Consider the following 11,671-nt stretch of genomic DNA (forward strand, 5'->3'; position numbering starts at 1 on the left):
AACATCGCCGATGGTAGTGTGGGGTCTCCCCATGTGAGAGTAGGTCATCGTCAGGCTTCTATTCCAAAAGCCCTGATCGCTTCGCGGTCAGGGCTTTTTTCATTCCAGCCTGCCGATGAGCAACTGCCGAACATGGTGAGAGTAGGGCTAAACCGCGCGTGTGCGAAGCACTGCTTCGCGCGCGGTTTAGCGACCGGCCAGGGAAGGCCGGGCCGGGGCGTGAGCGAACACACAGAAGCCGCGCCAGGGATGGCAACGCAAACGCCAATAGCCTCTGCAAAATCGCCCGCAGACCGTACTCCCGGTAACCACTGGATTCCAACGAAACCGCTGAACGCCCCGCAGGCATTACCTGCCGTGCGCCGCGAGCCCTCTCAAAAAGCCACCAGCGCCACAGCATCCTCTCCAGACAGTAACTTCTCCCGACACCAAGTCTCACTAAACTCCAGCGTGCTGGGCTACGCCCCCTCTGGTTCTTTCCGGCCAATTCGCGCGGTAACTATCAAGACGACCTATAGAAACTGCGAATGTAACCCACGGCTCTGTCTCAATATGGCCCAAATTAACACCCTTGCGGCCGGCGAATACTAGGTCCCAGGGCCCGCTCCCGTTAAACTCCATCGTCTAAAAATCCAACAACTACGAGGCCTACCTTGGCGGAGCTGGGGGAAATTTCCAATCTGACTATGACACTGCTGTTGATAGCCTGTGTCGTCAGTGCGTTTATCTCCGCAGTGACCGGTGGAGCCGGTGGCATACTGATGTTTGCAGCGCTGAATACGGCGATTCCTCTGCGCATGCTGGTGCCCATCCACGGTGCCGTGCAGCTGATGAATAACCTCGCGCGAGTCTTCTATGTGCGCGAGCATATCCGCTGGGACCTCTGCGGGCCTTTCTTTATCGGCTGCACATTGGGTGCGGGAGCTATGACCGTTGGGCTGGCTAGCCTGAGCTGGCAGCAGCTGCCGATGGCACTACTGGCGGTGCTGATCTTTTATACCGTTTTCAAACCCAAAAAACTTCCGGAGATTCGCCTCGCACCGCGCAATTATTTTTGGGTAGGAATAGCTACCGGCACGCTCGGCATTTTGGCCGGCGCGGTCGATCCTTTGCTGGCAGCCTTCTTCGTACGCAGGGACCTGAGCCCGCAGGAAATAGTGGCCAATAAGTCGGTGATGCAGGCCTGGTGTCATGCGCTCAAAATTCCGGCATTTATCTTTCTTGGTTTTGCGTTCTCGGATCACCTGGGCTTGATACTGCTACTGACCGTGGCGGCAGTAATCGGCACCCGGATCGGGGTAGCACTGCTGAATAAGCTGAACAGTGAGTTGTTTTTCAATTTGATGAAAGTGGCGTTGCTGGTGGCCGGTATTCGGATCGTTTACCAGCTGATCACGGCGCAATAAGGTGAGCGAAATGGCTGATTACCAAATTCTTAATCCCTATAACGGCGCGCTGATCGAGGAATACGATTTTGCCAGCCGCGACCAGGTCGAGAGCGCAATTGCGCTCTTGGTCGAGGGCCGGAAAACTCAGCAGGCGACGCCCGCCTTTGAGCGTTCAAATATACTGTTGCGCCTGGCGCAATTGCTGCTGGAGCGCAAGGAAGAGCTGGCTGGGCTGATCACCGAGGAAGCGGGCAAGACCATCAGTGACAGTCGCGTAGAGATCGACCGGGCCTACAATACCGCGATGGCGAGCGCTATGGAGGCGCGTGCGATCAGCGGCGAGGCACTGGATTCCGACGCATTTCCTCCGCAGCGTGAGAAGATCGGCGTCGTGCTGTGGAGGCCGCTGGGGACCGTACTTTGCATTACCCCGTTCAATTTTCCGATCAATATCGCCGTGCACAAGATAGGTCCCGCCTTTGCGGCCGGCAATACCATTCTGTTTAAGCCGGGCCCGCAGAATAAGCGCTCCGCGGAATTGCTGGTTGAACTCTGCTATGCGGCGGGTATGGACCGCTCAGTGCTGCAGATGCTGATTCCGGACGTGGACGCGACGGGTTATGCGGTGGCGCATCCGCAGGTAGATGCCATCAACTTTACCGGCGGCACTGCCGCGGCCGACGCCATCGCCATGCGGGCAGGGTACAAAAGGCTGCTGTTTGAACTCGGCGGCAATGATCCGCTGATCGTAATGCAAGATGGCGATCTGGATGCGGCGGTCAGCGCGGCGATCAACCAGCGCTTCGCTACCGCGGGTCAGCGCTGTACCGCGGCCAAGCGCCTGTTTATACACCGGGATGTCTACGAGGTGTTTACTGAGAAGCTGGTGGCGGCGACGGCAAAGCTGAAAATCGGTGATCCGACAGAGGATGATACCTTCGTCGGGCCGCTGATCCACAAGGCTGCAGCGGATGAAGTGGAGCAGCGTATTCGCGCGGCCGTCACCGCCGGTGCGCGGGTTCTGTTCGGCAATCGGCGCGATGGCAATATCATCTGGCCTACCATTCTCGATAATGTCCCGGACGATGCGGAGCTGGTGGCAGAGGAAACCTTTGGTCCGGTAATGCCGTTGCGTGCCTTCGACACCGTTGGGGAGCTGGTGGCCCTGGTGAATAACTCTCCATTTGGCTTGCAGGCAGGGGTCTTTACCCAAAATCTGGCATTGGCCAAACAGCTGTTCAATCAGCTCGACGTGGGACTGCTCGCGGTGAACGACGGGCCCGGATTTCGCGCCGAACACTTCCCCTTTGGAGGAGTGAAGGAGAGCGGTGTCGGGCGTGAGGGGGTGCGCTACGCGGTTCGCGAGATGAGCTATCAGAAGACCCTGGTCATCTAACTGCTCATCCAGCTACTCATTTAAAAGTTGCGACAAGTTTCACGTTTGGCGCCGTAAACGCCACTACGGCTTCCTGTTCACAACGGTGACCTTCAACTATACTCCGGCACTACTTGTCGGAGTGCCTGTGGGCTGAGATCGCTGTCGCGAGATCCGTTGAACCTGATCGGGGTAACCCCCGCGTAGGGAACAAGATCTGAAGTCGCTATACGCTATGTAAAACAATAGTAAGTTGCGCGGCTTTTCTCTATCTGCCTGCCCTTGGCTCTGCGGCGCCATTTATCCGCAAGCCACAGGGGTAGGCATGTCCGATATCACCGACCAAGCCAAACACACCGCAAAATCCTCCCGTGCGGCCAGCCGCGATTCCGCCAGGGACTTCCTGAATAACCTTACTGCGCAGCCTTTTCCCAGCTCCCGCAAGGTCTACCTGCAGGGCGAGACGCCGGATATTCGCGTGGGTGTGCGAGAAATCTGTCTCGGCGACAGCGTCGTCGGCGGTGACGAGAAGAGTCCGCAGCTTGAGCCCAATTCACCACTGCGGGTCTACGACACTGCCGGTCCCTATTCCGATCCGGACTACAAAGTCCATGTGCGCGAGGGTCTGCCGAGGCTGCGCTGCGCATGGATAGAAGCGCGCGGAGACACCGAGCAACTTACCTCCCGCCAGGCTGCCTACAGCCAGCAGCGCATGGCCGACCAGGGCCTGGATCATATCCGCTTTGAAAACCTGCCATCGCCGCGCCGCGCCAAGTCAGGCCGGAATGTATCGCAGATGCACTACGCGCGCCGCGGCATCATCACCCCGGAAATGGAATTTATTGCCGTGCGCGAAAACATGGGGCGCGCAAAAGTCACCGATGTATTGACGGAATCCCAGTGCCGGAAGGCCCGCGAAGGCATCTACATCCCGGAGCAGATCACCCCGGAATTTGTGCGCCGGGAGGTCGCCGAGGGGCGTGCAATTATTCCGGCCAATATCAATCACCCGGAATTGGAACCGATGATTATCGGTCGCAATTTCCTGTGTAAGGTAAACGCCAACATCGGCAACTCGGCATTGACCTCTTCGATCGAAGAAGAGGTGGAAAAGCTGGTATGGGCGACCAGGTGGGGCGCGGACACGGTGATGGACCTGTCTACCGGTGCGAACATTCACGAGACCCGCGAGTGGATATTGCGCAATTCGCCAGTGCCGATCGGCACTGTACCTATTTACCAGGCACTGGAGAAAGTCGACGGCATCGCCGAGGAACTCACCTGGGAAGTGTTCCGCGATACGTTGATCGAACAGGCCGAGCAGGGTGTCGACTACTTCACCATCCATGCTGGCGTGCTGCTGCGCTATGTGCCGCTGACTGCAAAGCGGGTGACGGGGATCGTGTCCCGCGGCGGTTCCATCATGGCCAAGTGGTGCCTCGCCCACCACAGGGAGAATTTCCTCTACACCCACTTCGAGGAAATCTGCGAGATTATGAAGGCCTACGATGTGAGCTTCAGCCTCGGCGACGGTCTGCGTCCGGGTTCCATCGCCGATGCCAACGATGAGGCCCAGTTCGGCGAGCTGCACACCCTGGGCGAGTTGACCTGGATCGCCTGGGAGCACGACGTCCAGACCATGATCGAGGGCCCGGGGCATGTGGCGATCCACAGGATCAAAGAGAATATGGACGAGCAACTGAAGCACTGTCACGGCGCGCCCTTCTATACGCTCGGCCCTCTTACTACAGATATCGCCCCGGGTTACGACCATATCACTTCCGGTATCGGCGCCGCCCTGATCGGCACCTATGGTTGTGCGATGTTGTGTTACGTAACCCCGAAAGAGCACCTGGGGCTGCCCAACAAGGAAGATGTGAAAGAGGGCCTGATGGCCTACAAGATCGCCGCCCATGCAGCGGACCTGGCCAAGGGGCATCCAAGGGCGCAAATGAGGGACGACGCCCTGTCCAAGGCGCGTTTCGAGTTCCGCTGGGAGGATCAGTTCAACCTGGGGCTGGATCCGGAGCGCGCGCGCGCCTACCACGACGAGACGCTGCCCAAGGAATCCGGCAAGTTGGCGCACTTCTGCTCGATGTGCGGCCCGAAGTTCTGCTCGATGAAGATTACCCAGGATGTGCGCGACTATTCCAAACAGCTAGAGGCCGCCAAGCAGGAAGCGGAGAAGGGCATGGAGGAAATGGCGATCAAGTTCAGGGATATGGGGAGCGAGCTGTACCACAAGGGCTGACACTTGAATGCGGAATGCGGACAAATCTGCCGGGAGCAGATTTGCACAGCCGAAGGCTGCCCGCGAAGCGGGTGAGGCGCAGGGGCGCGCCTCATGAATGCGGAATGCTATAGAGACGCTCAATGGCAAATAACCAGATGCCTCGAATCGCAATAGCCGGCGGCGGCCTGATGGGCCGCCTTTTGGCCTGGCGGCTGTCCCTGCAGGGACTGGCTATCACTCTGTTCGAAGCGCGGGATCTGTCGACGCCCAGCGGTGCCTGCTGGACCGCCGCCGGCATGATCTCGCCGCTGTCGGAACTGGTGCACAGCCAGCGGGAAATCTACGAGCTGGGTACACGGAGCCTGGCCCTCTGGTCCGACTGGGCGGAAGAGCTCGAGGCGCTAAGCGGGCGCTCGGTGGCATTCCGTAACGCCGGCAGTTTGTTGGTGGCGCACGGACAGGACAAGAGCGAGCTGCTGCAATTCCAGCGCGAGCTGGCCGGCAAGCTGGATGGCGATATTGGGCTCCATGTGCAATCACTCAACGCCGCACAGCTGCAGCAACTGGAGCCGGCCCTGGAAAATTTCGAGCAGGGCCTCTATCTGCGCGCCGAGGGGGATATCGACAACCGCCGCCTGCTGCCGGTGTTGCTCAGCGTATTGCGCCAACAGGGCGTCAGTTTGGAAGAGCGGACGCCGGTGGAGTGCGGCAGCTACCGGGTGGAAAGCCAGGAGCGCAGTATGCGGTTCGACTGTGTGATCGACTGCCGCGGCCTGGGCGCCAGGGCTCAGGTCGGCGGTCTGCGCGGTGTGCGCGGTGAAATGCTGGTGGTCGAGACCCGCGAGGTGTCGCTGCAGCGCCCGGTGCGGCTGCTGCACCCGCGCTACCAGCTCTACGCGGTACCGCGCGGCGACGGCCGCATCGTGATCGGCGCGACTGAAATCGAAAGCGAGGATATGTCGCCCATCTCGGTGCGCTCGGCCATGGAGCTCTGCTCGGCGCTCTACTCACTGCACCCGGCATTTGCCGAGGCGCGCATCGTGGAGTCCCGGGTCAATTGCCGCCCGGCGACCATGGACAACATGCCCCTTATCCACAGCGAACGGGGCTTGGTGCGCGTCAACGGCCTCTACCGGCACGGCTATCTGCTGGCGCCGGCGCTGGCGGAGCGGGTAGAGAAGCTGGTAACAGAACAAGTTTTACAGGTGGCATAATGCAGATCTTGGTCAACGGCCGGTTCCAGACGATCGAGTGCCCCACCGATCTCGGCAGTCTCCTGCGGAAACTCGGTTACAGCGGCGACACGTTTGCCGTGGCTCTGAATGGCGATTTCGTCGCGCGGACAGATTATTTGCACACAGAGATCGGTGACGGCGACACCCTGGACGTGGTGGCGCCGGTAGTGGGCGGTTGAATATGAGCGATCAGCTGAGCTTATACGGCAAGAACTTCAGCAGTCGTTTGCTAGTCGGCACTGCGCTGTATCCATCCCCGGCAATCATGCGCGCGTCGGTGCAGGCGTCCGCGGCCGAAATCATCACACTCTCCCTGCGTCGACAGAGCCCGGAACAGCAGCAGGGCAGGATGCTGTGGGACTATATTCGTGAGTCGGGCTGCCAGCTGCTGCCGAATACGGCCGGCTGCAAGACGCCGCGGGAAGTGATCGCGCTGGCGGAAATGTCGCGGGAAATCTTCCAGATCGACTGGCTCAAGCTGGAAGTCATCGGTGATGACTACAACCTGCAGCCGGATCCTTACGGTTTGGTCGAAGCGGCGCGGGAGCTGGTCAAGCGCGGCTTCAAGGTGTTGCCCTACTGCACCGACGACCTGGTCGTGTGCCGCAAGCTGCTCGACGTGGGCTGTGAAGTGCTGATGCCCTGGGGGGCGCCCATAGGCACCGGCCAGGGGCTGTTGAACAGATACAACCTGCAGGCGCTGCGCGAGCGCCTGCCGACGACTCCCCTGATCATCGATGCCGGTATCGGTGCTCCGTCGCAGGCGGCGGAAGCGATGGAAATGGGCTTCGATGCAGTGCTGCTGAATACCGCCATCGCCAGGGCTCGGGATCCAGTGTTGATGGCACAGGCATTCAAGCTGGGCGTCGAGTCCGGGCGCAGTGCCTTCAATGCGGGACTGATGCTCAAGCGCCAGACCGCCAGTCCCAGTACCCCCACGCTGGATATGCCCTTCTGGCAGCAGGGCCACGAGACCCTGCAGGAATAAGCGATTTATATGCTGGAAGGTACAAGACCGATAGTCTGGTCCATCGCCGGCAGTGATGCCGGCGGCGGCGCCGGCATTCAGGCAGACCTGCTGACGTTTGCCGATCTCGGCTGCCATGGCTGCACCGCAATTACCGCGAATACCGCGCAGAATACCGTGGAAGTGGCCGCTATTAATGCGGTACCTGTGGATGTACTGACCTCCCAACTGGAAGCATTGCAGCGCGATCTGTTTCCCTCGGCGATCAAAATAGGGCTGCTGGCCAATACGGAACAGGTTACGGCAGTGGTCAGGTTCCTGCGTGTACTTTTGCAGGTTAAGCAAATACCCATTGTCTACGACCCCGTCGCCGTGGCCAGCAGCGGCGCCGCGCTAACTGAGAGCAATATCGGGGAAGCGGTTATCCGGGAGCTGTTCCCGCTGTGTACGCTGATCACCCCGAATCTGCACGAGCTCGAGTGGCTGGCGCGCGCATCGGTAAGCGATGCGGGGGAGATCATCAGTGCGGCACAGCAACTGCGGGAGAGCGGCAGTGGCGCGGTACTGGTAACCGGTGGCCACGGTGAGCTGGTTGCCGGCGAAATCGCCGATCTGCTGTGGGATGGTCAAAGTGCCGACTGGTTTATCGGCAAGAAAGTGGCGACTGGTAACGATCACGGCACCGGCTGCAGCCTGTCTTCGGCCATCGCCGCCTGCCTGGCGTTGGGCTACCCGCTGCGGGATGCCTGCGTGGTGGCGAAAGCCTACGTGCAGCGCGGGCTGCGTCTCGGCCAGTCCGACCGGATTGGCAGCGGCTCCGGGCCGGTCGGGCACTGCGGCTGGCCGACCGAACTGCATGATTACCCCGAGGTTCTGGTGCCCGGTGAAAAACGCGGTGAAATCTACGGCTGTTTCGGCGGTGTAGATGCCAGCGTGTATACGCAGGGCTTCCCCGAGCCGGACTCTCGCTCGCTCGGGCTCTATCCTGTGGTAGATTCGGTCGAGTGGCTGGAAAAACTGGCCGAACTGGGCGTGCGCACGCTGCAACTGCGGATCAAGCACCCCCGCACGGAACTCCGCGCGCAGATAGCGCAGGCAGTGACTATCGGCCGGAAATATGGGCTGCGACTGTTTATCAACGATTACTGGCAGCTGGCCATCGACTGCGGCGCTTACGGCGTGCATCTGGGGCAGGAAGACCTGCAAACTGCCGACCTGGCGGCGATCAAACGCGCGGGTCTGAAACTGGGAATCAGTACACATGGCTTTTACGAACTGCTGCGCGCCTACCGTTACCGCGCCAGTTACCTGGCCATTGGTGCTATCTTCGCCACTGACACCAAGGATATGAGTGACCAATTGCAGGGAACGAAAAAGCTCGCGCGTATGGTCGCGCTGCTGCCGGGCTATCCGCTGGTGGCCATCGGCGGTATCAGCCTGGAGCGCGCGCCAGCCGTGGCGGAGACCGGAGTGGGCGGTATTGCCGTGGTCAGCGCGATTACCCGGGCCGACGATTACGTGCGGGCGGTCGGTGAGTATCAGAGACTGTTTAAAGGCTGAATTATGCTGAGCGGAAAGGAACTGCAGCGCTACAGTCGCCAGATACTGTTGCCGCAGGTCGGCGAGCAGGGGCAGCAGAGGCTGGCGGCGGCCCGCGTGATGATCATCGGTCTAGGCGGCCTCGGTAGCCCTGCGGCACTTTACCTGGCCGCGGCCGGCATCGGCACATTGGATCTGGTCGACGGCGACCGCATAGAGATATCCAATCTGCAGCGGCAGATCCTGTATAAGACCAATCACCGCGACAAAGCCAAGGCGCAGGTAGCCGCGCAGCAGCTCGCCGCGGCGAACCCGGAGATCCGCGTGCACGCACACCCACGTATGGCCGATGAATCCTGGTTGCGGGACCGGATAACGGATGTCGACCTGGTGCTCGACTGCACGGATAACCTGGAAATCCGCCACGTCATAAACCGCGTCTGCCGGGAGACGGGGAGGGCGGCCATCATGGCGTCGGTGCGCGGCTTTTCCGGACAACTCATCAGTTTCGACTTCTCCGCCGCCCCATCGCCCTGCTACGCCTGCCTGTTCCCGCCGCGACAGCAGCGGGAAGCGCAGAGCTGTGCCACCGCCGGGGTGATTGGCCCCGCCCTCGGCGTGATCGGCAGCATGCAGGCGCTGGAGGCCATCAAGTACTTACTAGGACTGCCAGTGCCGAGTGTCGGCAAATTGCATCTGTTCGAGGCGGAAACCCTGGAGTTGCGATCACTGCAATTGCAGAGTGATAATGACTGTCCGGTTTGCAGTTGTACAAAATAAAAAATGCCGTCAATAAAAGTGACTTTGCTGCCGTGGGCACTGCTGGCAGCACTGGCGTTGCCCGGGTGTTCGCCCGAAGGGCCGGCGCAGAAATCAGCCACTGCCACGCCATCGGGCGCAGGCAATGAGCCCCTGAGTGCTGTGGCGATCAGAGACGTTTATCGGCGCAGCTGCTACAGCTGCCACGAAAGCGGCATCAATGGCGCTCCCCGCACTGGCGACACGGCCGCCTGGGCGCCGCGCATGGCCAAGGGACTGGATACCCTGGTGGCCAACGCGGTGAACGGCTATCGGGCTATGCCGCCTCGCGGTCTATGCTTTGACTGCAGCGAGGGCCAATATGAGGCCCTGATTCGCTACATGGCTGGCGTTCAGTCAGAACCGGAGTAAAGGACAACAGTGGAGCCAGCCAATGCGTACTATTTCCAAGCTGTACCATCTCGCGATTGCCCCCCTTCTGCTATTTCCCCCGTTTCTGATTTTTTCCTCCGGCGCAGTGGCGCAGAATGACGCTCTTCCAGACCTGCTGGCGCTGAACGAATGGAAAGTACCCTGGGAAGGGCGCCCCCGCGATCCCCATGTGGACGGAAGCGACGATGTCTGGTTCTGCGGCCAGGCCGGTAACTATATCGGTCGCTTTGCCCCGCTCAGTGGCATCTTTAAGCAGTTTTCGGTCCCGCCCGGAACGCACCCGCACAACCTGATCGTCGATGATCAAGATCACATCTGGTATGCCGGCAATCGGAACGCCCATATCGGTCGCATGAACCCGAAAAACGGCGATATTCGTCGCTACGCGATGCCGGAAGGCGTGGACGATCCCCATACCCTGGTCTTCAACAGTGCAGGTAATATCTGGTTCACCGCGCAAAACAGTAATCGGATCGGCCTGTTGAATGTCGATAGCGGAGCGGTGCGCATCGCCGAGCCGCAGACTGCCGATGCCCGGCCCTATGGCATAAAAGTGGATGCGCAGGACCGGCCCTGGATCGCGCTGTTCGGCACCAACAAACTGGCCAGGGTGGATCCGCAGACAATGGCCGTGACGGAAATTGAACTGCCGCGGGCCGATGCCCGTCCACGCCGGCTGGAGATCGATGGTGCCGGCAATATCTGGTATGTGGATTACCCGGGCGGCTACCTGGGGCGCTATGTTCCGGACACCGGCAAGTTCACCGAGTGGCAGCTTCCCGGAGAAACACCGCGCCCTTACGGTACGGCACAGGACGACAAAGGACGCCTCTGGATCGCCAATACCGGCGTCATCCCGAATCGTATTCTGGCATTTGACCTCGCGCGGGAGAAATTTATCAGCGAGAGCACGGTGCCGAGCGGCGGCAATGTGCGGCATATGTATTTCAACAGCGAGGACGGCAGCTTCTGGTTTGGGGTCGATACCGGCTACCTGGCGCAGGGAACTCCCAGAAAATGAGCCGTTGCATGGTGCCAGTGGCAGCTCTCGATTGAATTTTTTTATGTCCTCTATTTTGTAAATAAATTTTTAATGAATTTTTATGCGCTTATTCTAGTCTTCAGGGAATCATCTGATTTCAGTAATTTTTATTAATGCAAAGGGATGAGGTTAATTATGAGCAAGATTGATATCGGCATTGGCGAGAAGGATCGGGAAAAGGTAGCCGCTGGACTCAAACACCTGCTGGCGGACAGCTACACGCTCTACCTGCAGACGCATAATTTTCACTGGAATGTGACCGGTCCGCTGTTTCGCGAGTTGCATCTGATGTTTGAAGAGCAGTATACCGAGCTCGCGGAGGCGGTGGATGATATCGCCGAGCGCATTCGTACGCTGGGGGTGTACGCACCCGGCACTTACCAGGCATTCGTTCAGCTCAGTTCTATCAAGGAAGTCGCCGAGATTCCGCCGGCCGAAGAAATGGTGAAAATCCTCACCCGCGGTCACGAGCAGGTGGTAAAGACCTGCCGCGATGTTCTGAAGGCGGCCCAGCAGGGCGAGGACGAGTCCACCGTGGCCCTGGTCTCCGACCGCATGCGGGTTCATGAGAAAACTGCCTGGATGCTGCGGGCTACATCCAGATAGTGGGTCCAGATAGCGGGGCGGACCGCCCCCTGGAAACGGAACTGACCGAGCGGCGCCGGGAGCGCCGCTCAAGCGGCTGACATCTCCCTTGCGCG

General features: G+C 59.9%; 11 protein-coding genes and 1 riboswitch. All 11 genes read left to right on the forward strand.

Features of this window, described 5'->3' with window-relative positions; genetic code table 11:
- Positions 1-653: 653 nt before the first annotated feature.
- The 11 genes from RRF64_RS00005 (at position 654) to RRF64_RS00055 (ending at position 11,576) form a co-directional block, all read left to right on the forward strand.
- Positions 654-1,406 carry a sulfite exporter TauE/SafE family protein gene (locus tag RRF64_RS00005; RefSeq protein ID WP_323843779.1) on the forward strand — a complete coding sequence of 251 codons (753 nt, stop codon included), beginning with the start codon at positions 654-656 and terminating at the stop codon, positions 1,404-1,406.
- A 10-nt stretch (positions 1,407-1,416) separates the two neighbouring features.
- Positions 1,417-2,784: a sulfoacetaldehyde dehydrogenase SafD gene (gene safD / locus RRF64_RS00010; RefSeq protein WP_323843780.1), complete on the forward strand. Its 1,368-nt coding sequence runs from the start codon at positions 1,417-1,419 to the stop codon at positions 2,782-2,784.
- Positions 2,785-2,891: 107 nt separating this feature from the next.
- Positions 2,892-2,990, forward strand: a riboswitch (TPP riboswitch).
- A gap of 98 nt (positions 2,991-3,088) precedes the next feature.
- Entirely contained in the window at positions 3,089-5,014 is a 1,926-nt protein-coding gene (thiC, locus tag RRF64_RS00015) for a phosphomethylpyrimidine synthase ThiC (protein WP_323843781.1), read from the forward strand.
- 137 nt (positions 5,015-5,151) lie between these two features.
- Positions 5,152-6,210 carry a glycine oxidase ThiO gene (gene thiO / locus RRF64_RS00020; protein ID WP_323843782.1) on the forward strand — a complete coding sequence of 353 codons (1,059 nt, stop codon included), beginning with the start codon at positions 5,152-5,154 and terminating at the stop codon, positions 6,208-6,210.
- Positions 6,210-6,410: a sulfur carrier protein ThiS gene (gene thiS / locus RRF64_RS00025; RefSeq protein ID WP_323843783.1), complete on the forward strand. Its 201-nt coding sequence runs from the start codon at positions 6,210-6,212 to the stop codon at positions 6,408-6,410. Before thiO ends, thiS begins: the two co-directional genes overlap by 1 nt.
- A gap of 2 nt (positions 6,411-6,412) precedes the next feature.
- Positions 6,413-7,219, forward strand: coding sequence for a thiazole synthase (locus RRF64_RS00030; protein ID WP_323843784.1), 807 nt, complete (start codon positions 6,413-6,415; stop codon positions 7,217-7,219).
- 9 nt (positions 7,220-7,228) lie between these two features.
- Positions 7,229-8,758 carry a thiamine phosphate synthase gene (gene thiE, locus RRF64_RS00035; protein ID WP_323843785.1) on the forward strand — a complete coding sequence of 510 codons (1,530 nt, stop codon included), beginning with the start codon at positions 7,229-7,231 and terminating at the stop codon, positions 8,756-8,758.
- Between the two features lie 3 nt (positions 8,759-8,761).
- Positions 8,762-9,517, forward strand: coding sequence for a HesA/MoeB/ThiF family protein (locus tag RRF64_RS00040; protein WP_323843786.1), 756 nt, complete (start codon positions 8,762-8,764; stop codon positions 9,515-9,517).
- A gap of 141 nt (positions 9,518-9,658) precedes the next feature.
- Positions 9,659-9,907, forward strand: coding sequence for a c-type cytochrome (locus tag RRF64_RS00045; RefSeq protein WP_323843787.1), 249 nt, complete (start codon positions 9,659-9,661; stop codon positions 9,905-9,907).
- A 22-nt stretch (positions 9,908-9,929) separates the two neighbouring features.
- Positions 9,930-10,949 (forward strand): Vgb family protein, encoded by a 1,020-nt coding sequence (locus RRF64_RS00050; RefSeq protein ID WP_323843788.1) that lies wholly within the window; start codon positions 9,930-9,932, stop codon positions 10,947-10,949.
- 156 nt (positions 10,950-11,105) lie between these two features.
- Complete coding sequence (locus RRF64_RS00055; RefSeq protein WP_323843789.1) at positions 11,106-11,576, forward strand: Dps family protein; 471 nt, start codon at positions 11,106-11,108, stop codon at positions 11,574-11,576.
- The last annotated feature ends 95 nt before the right edge of the window (positions 11,577-11,671 follow it).

Origin of the sequence: Microbulbifer magnicolonia (assembly GCF_035117725.1) — a bacterium.
GTDB lineage: Bacteria > Pseudomonadota > Gammaproteobacteria > Pseudomonadales > Cellvibrionaceae > Microbulbifer > Microbulbifer magnicolonia.

Bases quoted from the DNA above. Each gene is read 5' to 3' on its own strand.
- thiC (WP_323843781.1), top strand. From the start codon at position 3,089: ATGTCCGATATCACCGACCAAGCCAAACACACCGCAAAATCCTCCCGT.
- RRF64_RS00040 (WP_323843786.1), top strand. From the start codon at position 8,762: ATGCTGAGCGGAAAGGAACTGCAGCGCTACAGTCGCCAGATACTGTTG.
- safD (WP_323843780.1), top strand. From the start codon at position 1,417: ATGGCTGATTACCAAATTCTTAATCCCTATAACGGCGCGCTGATCGAG.
- RRF64_RS00055 (WP_323843789.1), top strand. From the start codon at position 11,106: ATGAGCAAGATTGATATCGGCATTGGCGAGAAGGATCGGGAAAAGGTA.
- thiE (WP_323843785.1), top strand. From the start codon at position 7,229: ATGCTGGAAGGTACAAGACCGATAGTCTGGTCCATCGCCGGCAGTGAT.
- thiO (WP_323843782.1), top strand. From the start codon at position 5,152: ATGCCTCGAATCGCAATAGCCGGCGGCGGCCTGATGGGCCGCCTTTTG.
- thiS (WP_323843783.1), top strand. From the start codon at position 6,210: ATGCAGATCTTGGTCAACGGCCGGTTCCAGACGATCGAGTGCCCCACC.
- RRF64_RS00030 (WP_323843784.1), top strand. From the start codon at position 6,413: ATGAGCGATCAGCTGAGCTTATACGGCAAGAACTTCAGCAGTCGTTTG.
- RRF64_RS00050 (WP_323843788.1), top strand. From the start codon at position 9,930: ATGCGTACTATTTCCAAGCTGTACCATCTCGCGATTGCCCCCCTTCTG.